This is a genomic window from Virgibacillus dakarensis (genome assembly GCF_900155625.1).
GTDB lineage: Bacteria > Bacillota > Bacilli > Bacillales > Amphibacillaceae > Lentibacillus_C > Lentibacillus_C populi.
Window position 1 is genome coordinate 1521555 of record NZ_LT732553.1, and the last position, 23840, is coordinate 1545394.

Sequence of the window (23840 nt, forward strand, 5' to 3'; positions counted from 1 at the left end):
TTAATTTTTTGGCATTACAGACACTTTATGGATCGGTACATCAAGCACTCTTGCAACTGAATCCGTCACCCATTTTTTCACTGCGGCATTGTCTACTCCTTTTGCAACAATAAACACACCTCGCACTTCTGGTTTTTTTGTTTGGATTAACAGGGGAACCTCTTTATCTCCCTGTCTGACTAAAACAACCTCTGTTTCCTTCGTATCATCCTGAATTTCCCTTGTTCCACCATTTTTATCCGATTCGTCTGTTGTTTGCTGACCAGTAATCAGGTTTTTTTCATAAACCTTTACCTTTGTTGAATCAAGATTTACCATCACTTCTGTCTCGGATACACCCTGAATCTTATCCAGCATTAGCTTCAGATCCTTTTCGTAATTTGCTTCCAATTCATCAACATTTGAAGTGGTGGATTCTTTTTTGGAAAAAGTGCTTTTTGTTTCCGTAGCAGGCTGATTCGGTTTCATCGCATCCTGTTGCCCTTCTTCAGGTGATGTAGAAAATACGTTACTTATAATGACTAAGAGCAGTCCCAGTAAACCAATGACGATTAAATATTTTATTTTTTTGGATGGATTTTTTACGTTGCTGGTTGTATTTTTGTCACTGAAGAAGTTTTTTAGTTTTTCGATCAAGGTGACCCTCCTTCCCATACAATTGTTAATTTGTCGTCATTGATCTCCCATACATCCTGTAACAAATTTTTGATTCCCTGCACATCTTGTTCATCTTCATTTACTACTGGGTCATCGGTATTAATTTCGATACGATCAACTGTGCTCACTGCTCCCTCCTCTTCTTCCATCTGACCAAGATATACAATGACTTCCTCCAGATCTTCGTATGTAGGTTCTTCTTCTGTTGTGAGCTGAAAGTTTATATCAAGAATCTTCGCTTGATAGTCTTCTGCCAGCTTGTCTTTTGCAAGATCTTTTAGTTGGACAGCCATTTCTTCTAAAATATATGCACTTTGGGTAGCTTGTATTTCTTTTTTTTGCATTTCGATGGAATTTTCCATTGATCCTTCAGCCGATTCTTCCTTCGTAAGCTTGGAAAACGAGGCTTCCAGTGCTTGTTCTACATTCATATCAAATAAAGAAAAAACCGGTTTTAAAAATATTAATATTAATATAAGCCCAACAACCAATTTAATATATTTTTTCATTACAGTAGCCGGGATAATCAGATCAATAATCATGGCTACAATCAGGAAGACTACTATTTGTGTCACCCATTCTACGAGCAAATCCACTAGACCACCCCTAGCGCAGCAATAAGGTAATATTACTGGCGACTACTAATATGACAATCGCCAAAAAAAACATTAATGTGACAGCCAAAAGTGCTGCTAAAATATAAAAAATATGTTTGCTGATCACGTTTAAACTCGTAATAACAGGCCCGTCAGCTATTGGCTGCAAAACCGCTGCAGCTATTTTATAGATAAACGCAATCGCAAATATCTTGATTGCCGGAAATAATGCCAGAAACACAACAATGACCAATCCGACAATCCCGACCGCATTTTTTAATAGCAATGAAGCACTCAAAATAGTATCGGCCGCATCGGTAAACGTTCGTCCAACAATCGGGATAAAATTTCCTGTAATAAACTTGGCTGTTTTCATTGCGACACCGTCCTGGATTGCACTCGCTGCACCCTGTACCGACATGACGCCAAGGAAAATCGTTAAAAATACCCCAAGGACCCCAAGTGCAACCGACTTGAATAAATTAGCCAAATGTGTCACTTTATAACGGTCATTCAAGCTGCTGACGATCATTAACAAAGCAGATAAAAAAATAAGCGGCAAAATAAATTTCGAGACGAGTACCCCGCTCACATAGATCAAAAAAACGATAATCGGATGAAAAAAGGATACAGAAACGACATTACCAAAGGTAGCCATCAACCCAAGAACGAGCGGCAACAATGCAATAAGAAAATCACTCATCGAATCAATCGCGTCTTTCGTATAAGAAAATGCCAAGTAAAAGCTATTTAGTGCCAGATAAAGCAGAACCAAGTAAACAATAAAATAGGCTATTTTACTGACAGTATTACGTTCGAATGCCGTTTGGACCATTTGCAGCAGCACGGAAAATAAGGTAAGCATGAGCAGCAGCCCAAGCAGTTTTCCATTCAGAATGATTTCATAGAACAAATATTTTACAATCCCTGACAAAATATTTTTCATGGAGAAAGAGCCGTTATCTTTAATAAATTCATACAAACTCGTTTTTTCCAGCTCCGGTATATAACCACTATAATCACTGACAAGCTTGTCCCAATATTGCTGGATTCCATCCAATTCGATTTCCTCGAGAATATTGGCTTCCAATCCATTTGTATCAGTTGCAGCAGCAAAAACAGATCTTCCACTGAAACTGGTTAAAATTAACAGAATAACCAGAACGACAATGCTTCGATTAGCTAGTTTCATTCATCCATATATACTCCTTTATCAACTATTACGAGGCCGGGAGAAAATTCAATATTGCCTCAATAACGGCTGTGATAATCGGGATTGCCAACAGTAAAATAAAGACTTTCCCGGCGAGTTCAATTTTTGCCGCAACAGACCCAAGCCCCGCGTCTTTTGTAATATTGGCACCAAGCTCTGCGATATAGGCGATACCGATAATTTTCAGGATCGTCTCCATATACATGCCATCGATATTTGCTTTTGCACCCAAAGACTCAAGTAGTGAAAAAATAACGCCTATTTGTTTGATAATGGCCAAAAAAATTATGATTCCCGTTATTAAAATGAGAAAGAAAGCGAATGATGTGTTCAAATCTTTTAGAATGATATATAAAATACTTGTAACAATACCAAATGCAACAATCTGTATGATATCCATGTACCATTACCCCTGGAACAGGAATACAGACTTGATCTGCTGAAACAGATCTGCCAGGCCATTAATAACAATGATCAAAACAAGAATAAACCCAACCACTGTTGCAAGATGAGCAATATCTTCTTTCCCCATTTGTTTCATGATCGTATGGATGATTGCCACGATTATGCCAATCCCGGCAATTTGAAATAATACGGTTGCATCATTCAGCATGGAAGTACCCCTTTCTTACCTTAAGGAAAATTCTGTAGATGTGCTCCATGGATGACCGATTCATTAGAAAAATAACAGGACAATAAATAATCCGCTTAAAACTCCTAAACTTTTGGCCATTTTGCTGTATCGATATTGATTATCTCTCGCTTCCTCCAATTCCCGGTCGAGATGACTGACAGTAAGTTGGATTTGTTTTTGCTGCTGTGTAAAATCATGCTGCCCCAATGTTTGCCCAAATTGATTTAAAATTTCCTTTTCAATAGGACCTAAACTGGATTGCTGCATTAATGTATTTACATGCTGCTCCCATAAAAGACTTAATTCGATACCATCTTTTTTCATTTCCTCACTTAACGCATGAAAAAAGGATTTCATCGGTTCAGGTATTTGTTTGGCGATTATCATAAAGGCTTCTTGTAATGGCAGCTGACTATACAGGATTTCTGCTTCCAAAATCTGCAATGCATTTTTCAACTGCCTGATATGCCTTGGACGATCGTTTAGTCGTTTACTGATTTCGAATCCGATCCATGTTGTCATACTTACTAAAAGAAGTGCCCCAACCCACTTCATGCGGAGTCACCTCGGATTTCCTGCAGATATTTTCTTCTTTCTGATTATAGATTTTGTTAATCTGACCAGGTCTTTTCCATTTATCCAAAACAACGATCCGGTCGAAAACGTGTTGCTGAAATAACGCTTGTAAAGAAGGTCGTTTTTTTAATTCATCCAATGTTTGTCCGTGAATGGTACAAATTATTGTCACGCCAGCATGAATTGCCTCCATCATTGCTTGTACATCCTGAACACTGCCAATTTCATCGACAACCAGCACATCCGGTGACATGGAACGGATCATCATCATCATGCCTTCTGCTTTCGGACAAGCATCCATCACATCGGTCCGAAAACCCAGATTGTGCTGTGGCACACCTTTTAGGGAAGCACCAATTTCCGACCGTTCATCAATAACGGCAACTTTACTAGCCGGTACATTCCCCCATCCTGAGGCAATCAGACGTGTCAGATCACGAATTATCGTTGTTTTTCCTGTTTGCGGTGCCCCAACAAGTAATGTGTTAAAATACGTATTTTCATACAGAAACGGCAGAAGAACAGATGCTGCTCCAATTTTTTCTTTTGCTATCCGGATATTCATAAAGGCGATATGCTGAATTGCTTTTACAGAACCATTCAACGTATTTACCTTTCCAGCAAGCCCCACCCGATGTCCGCCTTCAATGGTGACGTAGCCTTCACGCAGTTCGTCCTCCAGCCGGTATAAGGAAAATTGGCTTATTTGATTCAGAACATGCATGCCATCCTTTTGACTAGGCTTAGCCCCGGCAATCCATTCTGTCTGGTCATCAAAAACAAGCTCAATTGGCTGCTCCAGCCGGAAACGAATTTCCTGCAATGCACCCCATTTCCTCCCTACTTTGGCTTGTACCTTTTTTCGAATAAATTCCGGAAATAGACGTAAAATTTCTTCCATAGCATGTCCTCACCTTGTAATAGCTTTATTTTAAATGTATGTCTGTGAAGTTGAATTATGACTTGGAAATCAATTACATGGAAAGACAAAAAAATGAGGGAGAGACCCTTGTTTGGTCTCTCCCTCATGCGGAAAGTCTCTTATGCTCGTGAAACATATTTGCCGTCGGCTGTATTAATCACTAAAACATCCCCGGTATTAATGAAGAAGGGGACTTGTACACTAAGGCCAGTTTCTAATGTGGCGGGTTTTGAACCGCCACTAGCTGTATCCCCTTTTATCCCTGGCTCCGTTTCTGTTACCGTTAATTCAACGTTATTGGGCAGATCTACACCGAGAATCTCCCCTTCGTACGTAATCACCGAAACCTCCATATTTTCTTTCATAAATTTTAGTTCATGTTCAATTTGACTTGTCTGTATTTCAATTTGCTCATATGTGTTTGTATCCATAAATGCATGTGTATCACCGGATGCATATAAATATTGCATTTTCCGGTTTTCAATATGTGCTTTATTTACTTTTTCACCGCCGCGGAATGTTTTTTCCTGGATATTGCCGTTTCTAAGGTTACGCAATTTAGAACGAACAAATGCAGCACCCTTACCCGGCTTTACATGCTGAAACTCGAGAACTTGCCAAATATCATTATCTACTTGAATGGTTAATCCTGTTTTGAAATCATTAACTGAAATCATATAAAAAATTCCTCCCTAAAAAACCTGCTTATAATTGAATCAATTTCTTTTCAGCGAAGGTTAACCGCTCATTACCAGTCTCGGTTACAACCACATCATCCTCAATCCGGCAACCGCCTACATTCGGTACATAAATACCTGGCTCAACCGTAACAACCATTCCCGGTTCAAGTATTGTTTCAGCGCGATAGGAGAGTGATGGCTGCTCATGCACTTCCATCCCTAGTCCATGACCGGTGGAATGTCCGAAATAATCGCCGTATCCTTGTTCTGTTATATAATCCCGAACAATTGAATCTCCCTGCTTACCAGTTATTCCAGGTTTAACACCTTCCACTCCTTTTAGCTGTGCAGTTAATACGATATCATATATTTTCATCAGCTCGTCACTAATTTCACCAACGGCAACCGTTCTAGTCGTATCGGAGCAGTATCCCTGGTATAGTGCACCATAATCCAGCGTAACCAGCTCCCCTTCTGCGATTTCCTTTTCAGAAGCTACCCCATGCGGCAATGCTCCACGATATCCAGAGGCAACAATCGTATCAAAACTGGATGATGTTGCACCTTGCTTACGCATAAAAAATTCCAGTTCATTAGCGATATCCATTTCTTTTACACCTGGTTTAATGAAGTTTTGAATATGCACAAAAGCATCGTCGACAATTTTGGCTGCCTTTTTCATGATGGTTAGCTCGCTATCGGTCTTGATTAAACGCAGTTTTTCAACTACTCCGCTGACAGGGACAAGTTCTGCATCAAATGCTTCTTGATACTGTTCATACGCCGAATATGTAACATGATCTTTTTCGAAGCCTAACCGTTTAACATGCAGTTGTCCCAATTGATCTTTTATTTCTTGTACGATTACCTGTTTGTGCTCGACAATTTTAAATTGTGTTGCCTGTTTTGTCGCCTGCTCTATGTAGCGAAAATCGGTAATGAATAGTGCATCGTTCTGCGTTATGAGGACAACACCGGCAGTACCTGTAAAACCTGTAACATACCGGCGATTTATCGGACTCCCAATCATAATGGCATCCAATTTGTTTGCTTCCAGTTCTTCTCTCAATCTCGTTAGTTTCTCCATGTCTCCATCCCTTTCTATCCGTTTTCGGGCACATGTTAATGCCTTTTTGACCACTCAACACCCGCTAGTCTGTCATTTTGATAACTCTAAAGACTTTTTTAGTTTATCATAAACCAAAACTTTTGAATAACGTTTTTTATTCTTTGGACTTGCGCTGTTCTTTTACAATCGTATCATGATAATCATATGAAATCGAATACCCGATAAAGGTTCCATAGAGAATAAATAAACATATTGTTGAAACAATCGTATCTCTATTTAGATCCGCGACCGGCGGCACATTGCCGAATATTGGTTGCAAAACATAAAAAATAATCGCCCACAGCACAACCCCAAAGCCCGCAGCAAACCACAATGAATTAGCTTTCTTAAATAATCCGTAGTAGACAAATGCAGTTAAAATGGAGAGCAGTCCCAAGAGCAGCACGGATACAATTTCACCTAGCCAGCTATTGGTCCATCCTGCCTTCAACCAGGACCGCAATACAAACGTTTTCGGTGCAACCTCAGAAAAATTAAAATAATACATGATTACCCCAAATGTACTCCAGATCAATCCCCCGATAAAACCAGTAAATAATGATCTTGGCAAAATGGACATTGGTTTATCACGCTTCGTTTGTTCCATTTTTGCTTCGTCTTTTTGTTTTGTTTCCGACACGATAACCACCTCCAACTTTATTATCACCAATTGTTGTTTAAAAATAAGTCTTGCAGGTTTTTAATTAGGCGATGTGTTAGCAGCATGTAGCTAGTGATTCGCGATCTTTTTTAGTAATATGGAAGAAGGAGAAGTATCTGGTGAGTGGAAATGGATGGGATTGTTTGTTTAAATGAATCAAGTTAAGAATGCCATCTTGTGGGAAACATGAAGGAAAAAAGAATAATAGTGAATATTTCAAGGCAAAAAGGACAGAATTTATGGTAACAAGTGATATAAAACCCCTTTTTAGTGGTATATCTGTAGTAATGGGTTTATTATGATTCCCGATAAGAGGATGTTCAAAAAGTGAAAGGAGGTCACTGGTTGTGAATCGTAATATAGTTTCCGTGTTTATTTATTTAATCATTGGTCTTGCTGCCATCGGCTTGGTTTCCCAGCTATTTACCAATACGGCAAGCTTTTTCACAAGTATCTTTACGATGCTCGGTGTCGGTATAGCAGTATTTGCGGTAATCTATTTCATCTTTCTCAGAAAAAGGACCCCTTCCAGCGATATGAAAAAATATAAACAAGCGGTTAAACAATCAAAGGCAAAGTATAAAACGAAAGCGAAATCTACTAAACAGGTGCACTCGCAGCCATTGCCCACAAAGAAAAAAGCAACAAAACGTGCTTCCCATTTACGTGTAATTGACGGAAATAAGCATAAACGAAAAAACCGGGCTTCTTTTTAAATGAGCTCGGTTTTTTGTATACCATAAATCATCTGGGCCAGTTCTGCAAAAACTGATCGGCACTATTTTTTCCGGTTGCTATTAACCTGTTTTTTATATCCTCATCTATAGAGAAATTGACTGATTCCACATTTTCGACTGGAATAAAAATGATATTGTTTTTTTGTGAGGTGGAAATATACCTTGCATCATGCGCCTGTTTCATCGTTGAAAAAAGCGCCTGAAACATATCGAAAGCATTTTTGATTTTGCGTGGCTGATAACCTTTCACGTCTGTACTTAATTTTACTCCTAGCACCGGGCGTTTTTTCGTTTTATCTTCATTTTCAAATATCCATAACGGAAAATTGCTTAATAAGCCACCATCAACGACAATACTTTTATGCTTTGTCTTTCCGGGCAGTTTTTTTGGCATAAAAAAGTATGGAAAACCCGCACTCATTCTTACAGCCTTTGCTACGGGAAAGAATTTTGGATTAATACCATAAATCCGTTCCAAATCATCAGGTATAACAACAAGTTTTCCAAGTGACAGGTCGCTTGTCACAACTTTTAAATAACCCTCTTGGACATCATTAAAGGTATAAATATTTTTCTCTGCCAAACGGTCATATAACCAATTTTCCAGTTTGTCCCCTTTATAAATCCCCATCTGAAAATATAAGAACAACCACTTACTAAACGGAATATAGTTGCTGATAGCCGGCTGATCGAGAAATTTCTTCAGATCAAGATCGGTTAGTAATTCCTCCAGTTCATCCAGGCGATAATTTGCCGCTACAAATGCTGCAACGATGGCACCAGCTGAGGTACCTGCAACACGTTCCAATTTATGCTCCTGTTCAGCTATACTTTTCAATGCACCCAAAAATGCATATGCCTTTACACCACCACCAGAGAACACGCCATCAATTTTCATCGGTTCGCCCCTTATCTGGTCTTTATACATTTTTAAGCTGCTAATTGAAAATTAGAACATAATTTTTTATAACACCACTACACAAAAAATCCAGCCGGCAATTGGCTGGATTCTCTATTTCCTTATTCCATTTCGCTGTGTGTTTTTCGCAGTTCGTCAACCCGCTTGTTATCCGCTTTAAAATATTGCACCAAATCCCCGATCCGATCAATCGAATTCCAGCTTAAGTGATGCTCGATCCCTTCGACATCTTCGTAAATATTATCCTTTTCCACGCCGATAATTTCCAGAAACTGTTCAAGTAATTCATGACGGAAAACCAATCGCTCGCCAATTTTTTTGCCTTTTGGGGTTAAGATAAATCCCCGGTATTTTTCATAATTTAAATACTCATCTTTGTCAAGCTTCTGAACCATTTTCGTAACAGAAGAGGGGTGCACCTGTAAAGCTTCAGCAATATCGGATACGCGGGCATATCCCTTTGCCTCAATCAAATTATAGATTTGTTCTATGTAATCCTCCATACTTGGAGTCGGCATAAAATCTCCTCATTTCAAAAGAATAAATTTTTAGGTAAGGCAACAATGTTTCTATAATAAGGATACAGGATAATCCATTGATAAACAAGCTATACCTTAAGAAAAATGAAAAGAGCCAACCCTTTTTGAGTAAGCTCTTTTCTTCAGTACTTATAATCCACACTTCAACTGTGCACCACAGCTTGTACACGTATTACAGCCACCGATATCTTCCACACTGCCTTCGCGGCAAACCGGACATGTGTCGCCAACCTCGGAACCGATTGTAACATTTGTTCTTTCCAGTTCCTGAATGGTATCCATGAGGACAACACGCGGTTTTTCCTCTGTTTGGATTGCTTCCGTATCCTCAGTGAATGAATTTTCTTCCGCCTTCAGAGTCAGTACTTGTGAATCACGGCTCCCGTCCACATAAACGGTTCCACCCTTTGCGCCACCTTTGTATAAGCGACGGTAAACATTTTCCACTTGGTTAACCGTATAACCTCTTGGTGCGTTCACTGTTTTTGATATCGAGCTATCCACCCAACGCTGGATAACACATTGTGTATCGGCATGTGCTTCTGGTGCCAAGTCCATTGCTGTGACGAACCATTTCGGCAAATTATCCGGATCTTGTTCCGGGTGGCGATCCAAATATTCCTGGACAATGTCTGCTTTTACTTCAATAAACTTACCGAGCCGTCCACTTCTGAAATAAGAAAAGGAAAAATATGGTTCTAATCCTGTACTTACGCCAACCATGGTACCAGTGGACCCGGTGGGAGCAACAGTTAGCAAATGCGAGTTGCGAATACCGTATTTTAATATATCTTGTCTGATATCTTCTGGCATTTGTTTCATATATCCGGTATTGATAAATGCTTCCCTGAGTGATTTCGTTTCTTCATCTGTCTTACCAATTAAAAATGGAAAGCTGCCCTTTTCTTTAGCTAATTCAATTGATGCACGATAAGCAGTCGTTGCAATCGTTTCGAATATTTTATCTACCAATTTATTTCCTTCATCTGATCCATATTCTGTATCACAATAGATCAACAGGTCATGAAGTCCCATTACACCAAGCCCAACACGGCGTTCGCCTAACGCCTGCCTCCTATTTTCTTCCAAGAAGTACGGCGTTGCATCAATCACATTATCCTGCATCCTGACGCCGATGCGAACGGTTTGTTTTAATTTATCGAAGTTCACTGTTTTGGTATCCTTGTTGGCAAATTCAGCAAGGTTTACCGCTGCTAAATTACAAACTGAATATGGTGCGAGCGGCTGTTCCATCTGTTGTATTCCAGGCTCTTTATCCTGGACTTCTCCATTTTTCAATAGAGTGTCGGACTATATCTTCACGTAGATGTACGTGCCGGGCGCTCGTGGATGCTTCATCACTGGTCTAGTGGTATGCATCTAGTCTCTGAACGTTTATCACATCCCTGTGATACTTCGCTGCTGATTGGCATAGGTATAATACCCTTAGCTTTCCAGCAATTCACCCGATGTTTAACGTGAGGCAAACTATGCTACTCTACCACACGGGTTCGTCGCTACGACTTGATCGCCGTACGCTTTGGCGTTTGTCATGTCATTCGCATTATCAATGAAAAAGATCCCTGGCTCAGCTGAATAGGTCGCACAGACGTTAATCAGATTCCATAGTTCTTTGGCCTTGATACGCCGGTAAACCCGGACACCATAACCCATTGCTTCCCATTTGCGGACATCGCCAACTTCATGCCAGTTCTGATTGTATTCTTTCATTTCCTTTTGCGTATAGTTTTCTACATCCGGAAAACGAAGTTCATACCAGCTGTCATTTTCCACCGCGTCCATAAAATCCTTCGTCAAACATACGGAAATGTTTGCACCGGTCAGGAATTCAGGATTATGAACGGAATATGTTCCGCCGGTTCTCAGCTTATCTTCCGCCTCCCGAATGGCTGCTTGAGTAAAACCGCCTAAACCTGGCATATTTTTATAATTAACAATCCCCTGATACAGATCGACCTCTGTTTCGGTTAACGGGGTAAACTTCAATTTTTCTTGTGCCAGCTGTTTGATTTGTTCATCTTCCGTGTTTTCAATCAAGTACCGTAAAATTCGCGGATTCTGCATCTTTGAAATGATAAATTCAATGATATCCGGATGCGAATCGACCAGCATGATCATTTGTGCTCCCGTTTTGTTACTCCTTTATACAATAGGGGTATGGTCATTTCTGCCATACTCTTACACTTTCATGTAAGATCAGACTATATCATCAAGGAAGAAAATTTATCATACTTTCGTTTTAATTTAATATCTCCATACTTGTACAATTCATTGAACACTAATTTAATATCCCTAATGCTACTAACATATATATCAGAGCATCCTTGCTTGTGTGTAATAGAATTTACATTTTTCGCTAAACCAAATGATTTGAAAAAGTTTAAAATGGATAGAAGCATTTCGGGATTCCCGGTAAAACCAAGTCTAGCCTTCTGATAACCATTTCTTTTATAAATTCTAATGTGCCCGTCTGCATCAAAAAATCCCCTTAAATAGGCCCATTGAAATTCATGGTTATTAAACTCAATCCATTTCTCCAAACCTGTTTTTCTTGGTCCAATTCCCAGTTTTATTAAATCATTACACATCTTTGTAGAATTAATGGTTAATGAATATTTGTTTTGTTCATTTGAGGCGTTCTTCTTTCTGAATTTAATTAAATCCTTAACGCCCATCTCTTCGCCTATATCAAATAATAATTGTTTGTCTTTCTCAGCCAGGGGCAAGTACTAATCTTTTGGATTTCTTACGATCATAAATTGTTCCATCACCTGTTATATATCCTAAAATATATGCTTTATTCGGAGTCAATGTATGTTCAAAGAAATCTTCATCATAGGTATAGATTTTATTTTTCAATTTCCCAGCTACTCCCGGTGTTCTAATTTTGATAAAGTGAAGTTCGTTATTCCATCGCCTGATGGTTCCTCTGCTTATTTTCAACGATTTTGCTATATCAACTTGACTATAGCCTTCAGCATGGAGTTTAATTATCGAATTTATGATTTCTTCCTTGTCTCGCGCCTCGTAAACACGTCGCCGTTTATTACGATTTACTTCTTCCTTAATTCCCATAGTAACCACCTCATATATAAATAATAGTTTATTTTTTAACAGGAACCTTAGGAAGTTTCAATAGTCGTTGAACCTTTATCTTCGTTTCCAAAGATACTTGGCTGCTGATTGCCCAATCTTCCTTCTTTTTAAACCTTCACGCTCACTGTTGCCAATCACGTTGTGGTGAAGAAAGCTCTAAGGGTGTTCCAGCAATTCACGAGATTACGTCGCCGAGATATTAACGACGTGAACCTCCTTGCTCAACTAAATGCGTTAATTTCGCAATATCATCCAGCCATGATACTGAACCGGATGATTTACCATTGACACCTTTTGCCAGTGTGTTTCTTGGTCGTAATGTTGACCCGTTTGTACCGACACCGCCACCGCGGCTCATAATCTCCATTACCTGCTTGCGGTGATCGGAAATTCCTTCACGAGAATCCTGAATATATGGCATTACGTAACAATTGAAAAATGTTACATCCGTCTTGGAGCCTGCACCATACAATACTCGTCCAGCCGGAATGAAGTTTAAGCTGGCTAATTCCTGATTAAATTTTTCAAACGATTCACGACGCTTCTCCTCAGTCGTCTCAACACTCGCTAGACCTGTCGCATTTCTCCTGGCAATTTGTTCATAGTAAATCTCCAATGGCTTGTCAATGACATCCAAGGATCGTTTTACAACGCCGGTCTCTTGTTCCGCTTCATTATCCAGGACATGAACAAATTCTGGATCCACTTGAATATCCGCCTGCTTATTGATCCAATCAATATCCCTCACAAATCCTAGTCCGCGTGCCGGAAACTTTGGATCGGCTTTTACCGTTAATACAACAAAGTCTCCAACCTTCAACGTCTTCTTTTCTGTGTCTTTAAATGCGTAGCGGTCAAGCATGACTAACCTTGATACACCTTTATGGGTTAGCTTCATGTCATCTGTAATCGGATGTACTTGCGAAAACAATGCAATATCTTTGTTCAAGCTTTTTATATTAATTTTGTTTCGTTCCTCGACAACAGTCGACATTTCATCACTCCTTTTTTAAATATGTACTTCTATTTTCACCATACCACAAACGAATCAAAAATAACAATATATTGTGCTTGATTTAAATAAAAAATACTATATATTGTGTTTTAAGCAAAAAACTATGATTTTGTCAAAAATAAAAAAGGGTAATTTCGCTCGAATTTTTGAGATATCAAACGAAAACAAGCCATTATTTTGCCAAAATCATATTTTTCGCCATTTGCATTTGCAGTAAAGATAATAGAGATGATATACCCTCTGGTAAAAAGATGATTAAATCACACAAACTACATCATACATTTAATTAAAAAAATTAAAAATAGGTATAAAGACTCACTTCGTTTGATGAAACAAAGAATAAAAACCTTTGAAAAAGTAGACAATCAACCATATAATAGATATGGAACATAAGAGAAAAAACGGGGGACAAATCATGGAAATTATTATCATTGCACTTGTTGTTGTTATCGGATTTGGTTTATTCCGCTATTTTAGACAACGTGCCTATTTAAAAACATTAACGGAAGAACAATTTCGGGAAGGATATCGAAAAGCCCAATTAATCGATGTACGAGAGCCCCAGGAATTTAAAAAAGGACATATCCTTGGCGCCAGAAATATACCATTAACACAGATGAAACATCGCCTTGTAGAATTGAGAAAAGACAAGCCTGTCTTTCTTTATTGTCAAAGTGGTTCCAGGTCAGCACGGGCAGCCCAGCTCCTCCGCAAAAAAGGCTATCAGGATTTAAGTCAGCTAAAAGGCGGATTTAAAAAATGGACAGGAAAAATTAAATGAGTATTTTCAGGAAGAGACGTTCTGGTTAAAATGGTAACCGGAACGTCTCTGTTATTATTTATCATATCTCAAAATTGGCTTTCTAGCGGCAGTTGTCTCATCCATCCGTTTTACAATTGTCGTATGTGGTGCTTCTTGTACGGTCTCCGGATCATGTTTCGCCTCTTCTGCGATCTCTAGCATCGCATCAATAAAACCGTCCAGTGTTTCTTTTGATTCGGTTTCTGTTGGCTCAATCATCAACGCTTCCTCCACGTTTAACGGAAAATAAATAGTTGGCGGATGGTAGCCAAAATCAAGCAGCCGTTTTGCGATATCAAGTGTCCGTACCCCTAATTTCTTCTGGTTTCTACCTGACAAAACAAATTCATGCTTACAATGCTGCGGATATGGTAAAACAAATTCTTTTTCCAATCTGTGCATCATATAGTTTGCATTTAACACCGCATATTCACTTACCTTTTTAAGACCTTCCCCGCCCATTGTTCGAATATACGTATAGGCACGTAAGTTAATCCCGAAGTTGCCATAGTATGGCTTTACTCGACCGATAGAGTCCGGGCGATCATCGTCAAATACATACTTGTCATCCTGCTTCACAAGTAATGGCCTTGGCAAAAATGGTGTCAACTCTTCTGTCACGCCGACAGGACCTGATCCAGGTCCACCGCCACCATGTGGTCCAGTGAATGTTTTGTGCAAGTTCAAATGAACAACATCAAAGCCCATATCACCAGGCCGCGCATAGCCCATAATTGCATTTAAATTGGCACCATCATAATATAATTTCCCTCCTGCATCATGAACAATTTCCGCCATCTCCAGTATTTCTGTTTCAAATAATCCAAGTGTATTCGGGTTTGTCAGCATTAATGCCGCTGTATCATCTCCAACTACACGTTTTAGATCTTCCAAATCGACTAGACCTTTTTCATTCGATTTAACCGTAATTGCATCAAAACCGGCAACGGATGCTGATGCAGGGTTTGTTCCGTGGGCAGAGTCAGGAACAATCACCTTTGTTCGTCTCGTATCACCGTTTGCTTCGTGAAAGGCACGTATCATCATGAGACCAGTCCATTCACCTTGTGCACCGGCAGCTGGCTGCAGTGACACCTCATTCATACCGGTAATTTCCTTTAACGCGGTTTGCAAATCGTACATCATTTCCATTGCGCCTTGCACACTGTTTGGATCCTGGTATGGATGAATATGACTAAATCCAGGCAAACGTGCAACATCTTCGTTAATCTTCGGATTATATTTCATTGTACAAGAACCTAATGGATAAAAGCCGGAATCCACCCCATAATTTCGTCTCGATAATCCCGTATAATGCCTAATGATTTCTAATTCACTTAGTTCCGGTAAATCAGGCGCGTTCGTCCGAATGAATGAATCATCCAGATCAGCTGACAAATCGGCTTCCGGTACATCCAATTCTGGTAAACTATAACTTGTCCTGCCCTCTTTGCTGCGTTCAAATAGTAACGGAAAATCTTTAACGGCCATGGATATCCCCCAATTCTTTTACAAAAGTATCAATTTCTTCTTTTGTACGAAGTTCTGTTACAGCAATTAACATCTGTCCTTCCAGTTCCGGATAAGCTTGTGCTAAATCATAACCACCGATGAAACCTTTTGCCAGTAGTGCTTCATTAATATCCGCAACAGACCCGGAAAGTTTAATAACAAACTCATTGAAAAAAGCACCAGTTGTGACAACGTCAATATTTTCCTGTTCCAGCTTATCTTTCATATACCGTGCTTTATGCATGTTCAGCATTGCCATTTCCTTAATACCATGCTTGCCAAGCGAACTCATCGCAACAGAACTGGCTAGTGCATTCAACGCTTGGTTCGAACATATATTGGACGTTGCTTTATCACGCCTGATGTGCTGTTCCCGGGCTTGCAATGTCAGTACAAACCCGCGTCTGCCATCCTCATCGGTTGTTTGGCCGACTAATCTGCCAGGAACCTTCCGCATTAATTTAGAAGTCGTGGCAAAATAGCCGCAGTGCGGTCCTCCGAATTGTGCCGGGATGCCGAATACTTGTGTATCCCCAACAACGATGTCTGCCCCAAATTCACCAGGTGGCGTTAAATAACCTAATGCTAATGGATTGCTCGAAACGATGAACATCGTCTTCTTTTGCTGATCGATTAATTCCCTTACTTCATTTAACGGCTCGATCTGACCAAAAAAGTTCGGATATTGCATTACCACACCTGCAGTATTCTCATCAAGCTCATTAGCTAATTGTACTAAATCGGTCCGTCCATTCACTTGTTCAATTTCGACAATCTCAAGTCCAGGTCCTTTCGCATAGGATGTGATTACTGCTCGTGATTCTGGATGTACCGCTTTAGACACAAGGATTTTTTTTCTTTTTGTTTGGGCAGCACTGAGGTTAACTGCTTCGGCTAGAGCAGTCCCGCCATCATACATGGATGAATTGGCAACAGGCATTCCGGTTAGCTCGGAAATCATCGTCTGAAATTCAAAGATAGCCTGCAACTCTCCTTGTGATATTTCCGGCTGATATGGTGTGTATGCTGTATAAAACTCAGAGCGGGAAATAACATGATCAACAACAGATGGAATAAAATGATCATAGACACCCGCACCAAGGAAAGAACTGTACGCTGTTAAATTGGCATTTTTATTTGCCAAATCCGTAAGCTCCTTTTTCAATTGGGCTTCATTTGCCGGTTTTTTAAGCTGAAGCTCCCCATTGAAACGAACATTGACGGGTATGTCGGAAAATAACTCATCTGTATTTTCTGCTCCGATTGTTGCAAGCATCTCCTTTTTATCTGTATCTGTCATTGGTAAATAGCGAAATTCCACTGGTAAACCCTCCTTATTTTTCACGTTTATAAAATGGCGTCTCTGCAACAACTGCTTTTAATTGCCGCTTGCGAACCTGTACAACAACTTCTGTTCCGATATTTGCATATTCAGTTTGTATTAAAGCCAAGCCAACGTTTTTTTGTAGTGTTGGCGATTGCGTTCCCGATGTTACAAAGCCAATTTTTTGATCGGCTGCTAAAACTTCATAGCCATGCCGAGGGATCCCCTTATCTATCATTTCAATGCCAACAAGTTTTCTTGCCGGCCCCTCTTCTTTCTGTTTTTTTAATGCAGCTTTTCCAATAAAATCGGCTTCTTTGTTTACTTTAACAGCGAATGTTAGACCAGCCTCAATTGGGGAAATATCCTCGGAAAGCTCTTGCCCATACAACGCTAAATTCGCCTCGAAACGCAATGTGTCCCTTGCGCCAAGTCCAATTGGCTCCACCCCTTTTTCTTTTCCAGCTTCTAATAAAAGCTGCCATAACATACGACCGCTTTCCTTAGCAATATAGATTTCGAAACCATCCTCACCCGTATAGCCTGTTCGGGAAACAATGGCACCTGATGGGACACCAGTAAAATAAACCGGATTTGCAAAACGGAAAAATTTGATAGCGCTTATATCGGTCTCTGTCAATGGCTGCAATATTTCCTGAGCAAATGGTCCTTGCAATGCCAACTGGACATAATCTTCTGAAACATTTACGATCGTAACGCCCTCAGAATTATTTTGCTCAAGCCACTTGTAATCTTTTTCCGTATTGGCTGCATTAACAACAAGCAAATAATGGTTGTCCGCAAGCATATAAACAATTAGATCGTCAACGGTTCCACCATTTTCATAGCACATCATCGTATATTGGGCACGGTTTGGCGCAAGCTTCGAAATATCATTTGTCATCATTTTTTGCAGGAAGTCCAGACTCTTTTCTCCTTTTACGATAATTTCACCCATGTGCGATACATCAAAAAGGCCAGCCTTCGTTCTTGTTGTTTCGTGTTCCTGCTTGATACCAGCAAATTGCACAGGCAAGTCCCAGCCACCGAAATCGACTGTTTTTGCTCCAAGCTTTTCATACTCGGGAAATAATGGGGTTCGCTTCAGTCCTGCCACAATATCCACTCCTTCTTAAAATGATAATTAGCAAATTTCCATTCTAAATTTGTTTTTGCATAAAAAATAGAGATTTCACTGTTATCCAGGAAATCTCTGTCCATCAACCTGAAAGTTGCGCACCCTTGGAATGAAAGTTTCTCATTCCACTCTAGGGGCTTGCTTCGTTGGTGGTCTACAAATGTCGTAAACACTCTCCAGAGTTGCGTCCTACAAGAGTCTTTTTGCCTGAGAGATTCACAATATGCTTGCTCCTTCGGCGTTACGTAAAATAATTGTTTTACGTAATCTCTCCCCTTGTATTCATTCGCTTTTATGAAAAAAGATGTAATTGGTTATACTAATATAGCAATACTTTCTTCACCTTAAACAGGAAACAAATCTCAATTTGGCTTAAGTATATCATAAATTGCGAAACAAAAATAGCAGAAGTAATAAAACTTTTATATTTTTTAAAATACGATTGAATTAAAAAAATAAGTGTTCAAAAAGCTGCGGAATTGGTTCTTAAAGGTCAAGGCGGCACAGCTCCCGAGCACCGAAATCTTGCAAAGGGCGTGACTTCTGCTGTTGGTGGTTTTAAGCAGAAGGACCCCCAAATGCCATCGCTTATTATTTGGTACGTTTTAAACATTCTCTAAAAGGAAGTAGATTACATGAATGACATTCAACTACAAAAAGATACGACATTTATCGATCATTTGCAGGAAAGTCTGGATAAAGAAAATCGTTATTCTCCATGGGATCTGTTTAACATGGCTTATGAAGCGGAAACAACAATGATGGCACCATCATTCAACGGGCTGCGCGCTCTGGATTATCTCCCGCATGTTAACTTTTTACCGCATCAAGTTACATGTGCCGAACAGGTTGTTGAAGAAATGAACGGACGAGCCATTTTGGCTGATGAGGTAGGTCTGGGAAAAACAATCGAGGCCGGGTTAATTTTAAAAGAATATATGATTCGGGGACTGGTAAAAAAAGCGTTGATCCTCGTACCTGCATCATTAGTTAATCAATGGGAGAAGGAACTGAATAGCAAGTTCTACATCCCAGCTATAGCCCATCGCCGGAATTACGCGTGGGAGCAGTGTGACATCCTGATTTCTTCTATTGATACGGCAAAACGGTCACCACACCGGGAACAAATTTTAGAGATTGACTATGATTTTATACTGATCGATGAGGCACATAAATTAAAAAATCATAAAACAAAAAACTATGAATTTGTCCGTTCTTTAACGAAAAAATATTGTTTGTTATTAACAGCTACACCGGTACAAAATCGTCTCGTTGAAATTTTCAACTTAGTATCGATCCTAAAACCTGGCCATTTAGGAAATTATGAATCGTTCCTTGAACAATATGGGAAAGACCGGAATCAAATTAAGCAGGATGCATATTTAAAGCAACTGGTTCAAAAGGTAATGATACGCAATACGAGGGACAGTACTGATTTAAGCAATGCGAAACGCCACATTGAGACGATTTGGATCGATTTTACCGATGCTGAACTGGACTTTTACCAAAAACTTGACAGTGTACTTTTCGCCGCCTCATTCACCAAACTTACGTTGCTCCGGGAAATCTGCTCGTCACGTGAGGCTTGCTACCTGTCACTGAAAAAAATGGCTGATAGTGAAAATGCCAGTGAAGTATTTCTGCAGCTTGCTGAGAAAATCGAACAGCTTCCACATCATGCAAAAGCGAAAAAAGTAGTGGAATTAATTCAGCAAAATCCAGGCGAAAAAGTAATTATTTTTACTGAATACCGCGCGACCCAGCTTTATTTGCAGTGGTATTTGCAGCAGAGCAATATCACATCCGTTCCATTTCGAGGTGGCTTTAAGCGAGGTAAAAAAGACTGGATGCGGCAGCTTTTCAGGGATCATGCACAGGTGCTGATTGCGACAGAAGCTGGCGGTGAAGGGATTAACCTGCAGTTTTGCAACTACATGATCAATTATGACTTACCATGGAATCCAATGCGGCTGGAGCAGCGCATCGGCCGGATTCACCGATACGGACAGGAAAAAGATGTGCATATTTATAATTTCGCTGTCCGCGGAACGGTTGAGGAACATATCATGACATTGTTATATGAAAAAATAAATCTGTTCGAGACGGTAATTGGCCACTTGGACACGATCCTTGCCGACCTGAACATCACCGATCTTGAGGACGAAATAAAATCAATTTTTTCCGAATCTACCTCAACCGGGGAGGCAAAAATTAAATTGGACAATCTTACTTCTATCATTCAATACAAACATGACGATGCAGTTAGCGAGGAACAGCAATATGGCAATTGAAAATCTGAATCAATTTCTTGAACATTATTTTACTGCTCATGACTGTTCATTGATTCAAAATGAGGATGGTATATTAACCGTTCAATTGACAGAAGAAATGGACAGGGCGTTAATGAATCGGCCTTTTTACTGGCACTATATCAAAAAAATGGGTAATAAAGGGGATCCGATGCAATTAACACTGATTACGAATCCTGATAAGCAGGAGGAAAAAGGCGAATGGATCCATTTTGGCAGTCCAAGGCTGCATCAAATATTCTCCCATTTGACAAACAATGAAAAATATACAAAATTATTTCAGCAACTTGATACGACGGTAAAAACCGCTCTCTATCCATGGCTTGTGGTCAATATGAAAATTAGTTATATCGGAAAACAAAAAAAGGATGAGATCATCTCGATCGGACTGCAGTTAGTTAATGGCATGATGAAATTTGCCATGATGGATCAGTTGAAGGAAATACCGTTACAACTGGCAGCAGCTGATTATTGTTTTACGATATCACCGCTAATCAAGGTAAAAAGCGGGTTTTTGCGTATTGAATCCGTAATTGATCAGCATGTAGCGAAGCAAGCAAATGACTGGGCGGAAGAATCCATAAAAACACTGCAAGAGGAAAGCAACATGCTAAAAGCTTTTTACAACGATAGAACGGATGATGAAGAACTGGTCAAACAAATGGAAAAAGAACTCCAGGAAATCAAAAATCGTTACCAGCCGACGATATCCTATAAAGTAATTAATGGCGGGATTTTTTATTTGGTGGATGGAACAATAAAATGAATTAAAGTGCGTATTCAACAGTTGCCGGATTGAGCACCAGGATTGCATAAGAAATGCTAAGCTCTGTTGTTAGTGATTACGCGGTTTTAGCAGAAGATCCCCTACTGTCAACACTAGCGCTCGCTGCCCATCATTTAGTGATTTTTCGAACATCATCTTAAACGAAACAGGCCCCACATAAAATGTGAGCCTGTTTACTGTGCTTTCTTCCTTAACATCTTAACTGCAAATGGCAAAACACCGAACCATCGATTAGAATAGACAGCCTGTTCATGCTTTTCCTTCTCTTTTGCTGCTTTTCGCTGCTCCTTTGATGAATCAATGTAGGTTACCACTTTTTCGGTCATGTATTTGACATAGTCATTACCGGAAATTGTTATCACCTCATTTACTACTGCATATTTTTAGTATTTCCATATCTGTATTTTCCATGCACCTTCCCGTACTACATGTAAAAACCCGCTCAGGTTCAAACCCGTTAATGTGTGATAAAATTTTTTTATTTTTTTTCAAAAAAAAGAAGGAATTTGCCGATGTTTGTCGAATAGGGTATGTACAACAATATAAAAAATGGAGGCGATAGTTATTGAACTCCGCCAAAACTCTCTCAACCAAACTTCTCCAGTCTGCCATTGAAACGCAGGCATCTGACATTCACTTCTACCCCTTCACAGACCGTACCGATATTTATTTCCGTGTTCATGGCAAGCGAATTTTCAAGCAATCTGTACTGGCATCCCACTACCAATTGCTGCTCACTTATTTTAAATTCACATCAGGGATGGATATTGGTGAAATCAGAAAGCCGCAAAATGGGACGATAAACTTCGAAACAGCATTATCCTATTATTCACTCCGTTTATCAACACTGCCGGTCAATCATATGGAAAGCCTGGCAATCCGCCTGCTCCCACAGGAAGAAAATCTTACGCTTGACCAACTCTTCTTATTCCCAAATCAGCTGAAAAGGTTAAAAAAATGGATATTACATCGTGCCGGGATCATCCTTTTCACCGGGCCGACCGGAAGCGGCAAGACCACTACCTTATATTCCCTGCTGCAAACCATCTTAAAGGAAGATTCTTACCAGACCATTACATTGGAAGATCCAGTTGAAAAGGACATCACCAACATTTTACAGGTTCAGGTTAATGAAAAAGCCGGGATAACCTATCAGGCTGGGTTAAAAGCGGCACTCAGGCATGACCCTGACATCATTATGGTTGGTGAAATCCGGGACCGGAATACAGCTAAATTTGCGTTTGAGGCCTCCTTAACAGGCCATCTCGTGTTAAGTACATTACATGCCAAAAACGCGGTTGGTACGATCCACCGGTTATTGGAGCTGGGGCTTACATTGCCGGATTTGCAGCATTCCCTTATATCGGTTGCGGCGCTTGAATTATTGCCACTTGAATTAAATAAAAAACGATCACGACGGGCTGCAGTACTGGAATTGCTGGATGGTACTCTGCTGGAAAACGTACTAAAAGGGGGAGATATACGCGCAATGGATGATTTTCAATCTTTTCATCACTTACGAAAGAAGGCATATGCATATGGCTTTGTATCTGAAAAAATTTTTAACAGAGATCAGGCTTAAAAATGTAAAAAAGGAACAGCAGCTGTTGTTTTTAAATCGTTTGTCCCGTTTGCTGCAAAATGGCTACACCCTGATTGAATCACTGGAAATTGTTAAATGGGACAAAACAATGGTAGAGCCGGCTACAACCATTACGACCGCATTAAAAAACGGCAGTACGCTTGACCAGGCCTTTGAAGATGCAAACTTTAATCAAGTTATCACCTCGTACTTGTATTTTGCGCGGGCAAACGGTGATATCCAGGCAAGTATTCAGAAATGTCTGTCCATGTATGAACAGCGCCTGCAGTACACAAAGAAATTCCAGCAGGTTGCCAGATATCCGGTTATTCTATTAGTTGTTTTTTCCACCCTTCTATATTTCATTAAGCAATCCGTACTCCCTTCTTTCCTGGATTTATTTCAATATAATGCCGAAACTTCCTCCATCGTATTCGTATCGATTATGATCATCGACTTTTTAAGTAATTTGGTTTTTGTGTTACTTATTATCGCGCTCATCGCTACTGGATTATGGCAGTTTAACAAACGGAAAATACGGATTGACAAGCAAATTAAGATTTACAGTATGCTTCCGGTTTATCGCAAATACAAGCAAATTAATGTATCATTTTCATTCGCAACCCACTTCAGTTCCCTGTTAAAGACAGGAATTTCAATAAAAGAAATATTAACCACGATGTCCAAGCAAACAAAATTACCCATAATAGCTTATTATTCCACCCTGATGATCGAGGAATTGAATCATGGAAAACATCTATCCAGTCTGTTATCCCAGCTGAAACTCCTAGATAAACAAATTTCCGTCATTTTCCAAAAAAATGCCGATGTTACTGCACTGGAAAAGGATTTATCGATGTATGGCGAATTACTCACCGAGGAATTACACCGCAAAATCATGAAGAGTATCACATATATACAACCAATATTCTTTCTGGTTCTGGCAGGGTTTATTGTTTTTATCTACATGACACTGATGTGGCCGATGTTTCAGTTAATCAAAACAATATAA

24 protein-coding genes, 3 pseudogenes and 1 riboswitch are annotated in these 23840 nt (G+C 39.7%); of the genes and pseudogenes, 6 read left to right on the forward strand and 21 right to left on the reverse strand.

What is annotated here, in order from left to right; genetic code table 11:
* The 10 genes from spoIIIAG to CZ382_RS07720 form a co-directional block, all read right to left on the reverse strand.
* Positions 1-636 carry a stage III sporulation protein AG gene (gene spoIIIAG / locus CZ382_RS07675; RefSeq protein ID WP_235000399.1) on the reverse strand — a complete coding sequence of 212 codons (636 nt, stop codon included), beginning with the start codon at positions 634-636 and terminating at the stop codon, positions 1-3.
* Entirely contained in the window at positions 633-1253 is a 621-nt protein-coding gene (gene spoIIIAF / locus CZ382_RS07680) for a stage III sporulation protein AF (RefSeq protein ID WP_088050602.1), read from the reverse strand. The genes spoIIIAG and spoIIIAF overlap by 4 nt, the downstream gene beginning before the upstream one ends.
* Before the next feature lie 10 nt (positions 1254-1263).
* A complete protein-coding gene (gene spoIIIAE, locus CZ382_RS07685) occupies positions 1264-2445 on the reverse strand; it encodes a stage III sporulation protein AE (RefSeq protein ID WP_088050603.1) in 1182 nt (393 codons plus the stop codon).
* Positions 2446-2473: 28 nt separating this feature from the next.
* Entirely contained in the window at positions 2474-2866 is a 393-nt protein-coding gene (gene spoIIIAD / locus CZ382_RS07690) for a stage III sporulation protein AD (RefSeq protein WP_088050604.1), read from the reverse strand.
* 6 nt (positions 2867-2872) lie between these two features.
* On the reverse strand, positions 2873-3079 hold the full coding sequence (gene spoIIIAC / locus CZ382_RS07695) for a stage III sporulation protein AC (RefSeq protein WP_088050605.1): 207 nt from the start codon (positions 3077-3079) through the stop codon (positions 2873-2875).
* 63 nt (positions 3080-3142) lie between these two features.
* On the reverse strand, positions 3143-3655 hold the full coding sequence (gene spoIIIAB, locus CZ382_RS07700) for a stage III sporulation protein SpoIIIAB (RefSeq protein ID WP_088050606.1): 513 nt from the start codon (positions 3653-3655) through the stop codon (positions 3143-3145).
* Positions 3591-4577, reverse strand: a complete 987-nt coding sequence (spoIIIAA, locus tag CZ382_RS07705; RefSeq protein ID WP_088050607.1) for a stage III sporulation protein AA — start codon at positions 4575-4577, stop codon at positions 3591-3593. The genes spoIIIAB and spoIIIAA overlap by 65 nt, the downstream gene beginning before the upstream one ends.
* A gap of 140 nt (positions 4578-4717) precedes the next feature.
* Positions 4718-5275, reverse strand: coding sequence for an elongation factor P (efp, locus tag CZ382_RS07710; RefSeq protein ID WP_088050608.1), 558 nt, complete (start codon positions 5273-5275; stop codon positions 4718-4720).
* A gap of 28 nt (positions 5276-5303) precedes the next feature.
* Positions 5304-6365, reverse strand: a complete 1062-nt coding sequence (locus tag CZ382_RS07715; RefSeq protein WP_088051009.1) for a M24 family metallopeptidase — start codon at positions 6363-6365, stop codon at positions 5304-5306.
* A 136-nt stretch (positions 6366-6501) separates the two neighbouring features.
* Positions 6502-7026, reverse strand: coding sequence for a YqhR family membrane protein (locus tag CZ382_RS07720; RefSeq protein ID WP_230856035.1), 525 nt, complete (start codon positions 7024-7026; stop codon positions 6502-6504).
* A 368-nt stretch (positions 7027-7394) separates the two neighbouring features.
* Between CZ382_RS07720 and CZ382_RS07725 the strand changes: the two genes are divergently transcribed.
* Positions 7395-7763, forward strand: coding sequence for an SA1362 family protein (locus CZ382_RS07725; RefSeq protein WP_088050609.1), 369 nt, complete (start codon positions 7395-7397; stop codon positions 7761-7763).
* Between the two features lie 28 nt (positions 7764-7791).
* Here the strand turns inward: CZ382_RS07725 and CZ382_RS07730 are convergent, their stop codons facing one another.
* From CZ382_RS07730 to CZ382_RS07760, 7 genes and pseudogenes are all read right to left on the reverse strand, one after another.
* Positions 7792-8682, reverse strand: coding sequence for a patatin-like phospholipase family protein (locus tag CZ382_RS07730; RefSeq protein ID WP_088050610.1), 891 nt, complete (start codon positions 8680-8682; stop codon positions 7792-7794).
* Positions 8683-8804: 122 nt separating this feature from the next.
* Positions 8805-9221, reverse strand: a complete 417-nt coding sequence (mntR, locus tag CZ382_RS07735; protein ID WP_088050611.1) for a transcriptional regulator MntR — start codon at positions 9219-9221, stop codon at positions 8805-8807.
* Positions 9222-9371: 150 nt separating this feature from the next.
* Positions 9372-10493: pseudogene (locus CZ382_RS07740) on the reverse strand (vitamin B12-dependent ribonucleotide reductase); the annotation flags it as partial.
* A gap of 249 nt (positions 10494-10742) precedes the next feature.
* Positions 10743-11399: pseudogene (locus CZ382_RS07745) on the reverse strand (vitamin B12-dependent ribonucleotide reductase); the annotation flags it as partial.
* Between the two features lie 65 nt (positions 11400-11464).
* A complete protein-coding gene (locus tag CZ382_RS07750) occupies positions 11465-11938 on the reverse strand; it encodes an LAGLIDADG family homing endonuclease (RefSeq protein ID WP_140392721.1) in 474 nt (157 codons plus the stop codon).
* Positions 11939-11975: 37 nt separating this feature from the next.
* Complete coding sequence (locus tag CZ382_RS07755) at positions 11976-12338, reverse strand: helix-turn-helix domain-containing protein (RefSeq protein ID WP_088050615.1); 363 nt, start codon at positions 12336-12338, stop codon at positions 11976-11978.
* Positions 12339-12561: 223 nt separating this feature from the next.
* Positions 12562-13353 (reverse strand): annotated as a pseudogene (locus tag CZ382_RS07760) (ribonucleotide reductase N-terminal alpha domain-containing protein); the annotation flags it as partial.
* Between the two features lie 436 nt (positions 13354-13789).
* Between CZ382_RS07760 and CZ382_RS07765 the strand changes: the two are divergent.
* Complete coding sequence (locus tag CZ382_RS07765) at positions 13790-14155, forward strand: rhodanese-like domain-containing protein (RefSeq protein ID WP_088050617.1); 366 nt, start codon at positions 13790-13792, stop codon at positions 14153-14155.
* Between the two features lie 54 nt (positions 14156-14209).
* Here CZ382_RS07765 and gcvPB read toward each other — a convergent pair whose 3' ends face one another.
* The 3 genes from gcvPB to gcvT are packed head-to-tail and all read right to left on the reverse strand — an operon-like array spanning position 14210 to position 18129.
* Entirely contained in the window at positions 14210-15667 is a 1458-nt protein-coding gene (gcvPB, locus tag CZ382_RS07770; protein WP_088050618.1) for an aminomethyl-transferring glycine dehydrogenase subunit GcvPB, read from the reverse strand.
* On the reverse strand, positions 15657-17009 hold the full coding sequence (gene gcvPA, locus CZ382_RS07775) for an aminomethyl-transferring glycine dehydrogenase subunit GcvPA (protein ID WP_088050619.1): 1353 nt from the start codon (positions 17007-17009) through the stop codon (positions 15657-15659). The genes gcvPB and gcvPA overlap by 11 nt, the downstream gene beginning before the upstream one ends.
* A 13-nt stretch (positions 17010-17022) precedes the next feature.
* On the reverse strand, positions 17023-18129 hold the full coding sequence (gene gcvT / locus CZ382_RS07780) for a glycine cleavage system aminomethyltransferase GcvT (protein WP_088050620.1): 1107 nt from the start codon (positions 18127-18129) through the stop codon (positions 17023-17025).
* Positions 18130-18335: 206 nt separating this feature from the next.
* Positions 18336-18436: riboswitch (glycine riboswitch) on the reverse strand.
* Between the two features lie 349 nt (positions 18437-18785).
* Here gcvT and CZ382_RS07785 point away from each other — a divergent pair.
* Together CZ382_RS07785 and CZ382_RS07790 are read left to right on the forward strand one after the other, a co-directional pair.
* Positions 18786-20441 carry a DEAD/DEAH box helicase gene (locus CZ382_RS07785; RefSeq protein WP_088050621.1) on the forward strand — a complete coding sequence of 552 codons (1656 nt, stop codon included), beginning with the start codon at positions 18786-18788 and terminating at the stop codon, positions 20439-20441.
* Positions 20431-21225 (forward strand): YqhG family protein, encoded by a 795-nt coding sequence (locus tag CZ382_RS07790; protein WP_088050622.1) that lies wholly within the window; start codon positions 20431-20433, stop codon positions 21223-21225. Before CZ382_RS07785 ends, CZ382_RS07790 begins: the two co-directional genes overlap by 11 nt.
* A gap of 194 nt (positions 21226-21419) precedes the next feature.
* On the opposite strand, the gene CZ382_RS07795 is transcribed toward CZ382_RS07790, so the two are convergent.
* Entirely contained in the window at positions 21420-21608 is a 189-nt protein-coding gene (locus tag CZ382_RS07795; protein ID WP_327365068.1) for a YqzE family protein, read from the reverse strand.
* A gap of 203 nt (positions 21609-21811) precedes the next feature.
* Between CZ382_RS07795 and comGA the strand changes: the two genes are divergently transcribed.
* Together comGA and comGB are read left to right on the forward strand one after the other, a co-directional pair.
* Complete coding sequence (gene comGA, locus CZ382_RS07800; protein WP_088050623.1) at positions 21812-22828, forward strand: competence type IV pilus ATPase ComGA; 1017 nt, start codon at positions 21812-21814, stop codon at positions 22826-22828.
* The gene (gene comGB, locus CZ382_RS07805; RefSeq protein WP_088050624.1) at positions 22785-23840 is read left to right on the forward strand and encodes a competence type IV pilus assembly protein ComGB; all 1056 of its coding nucleotides are present in this window, start codon (positions 22785-22787) and stop codon (positions 23838-23840) included. Before comGA ends, comGB begins: the two co-directional genes overlap by 44 nt.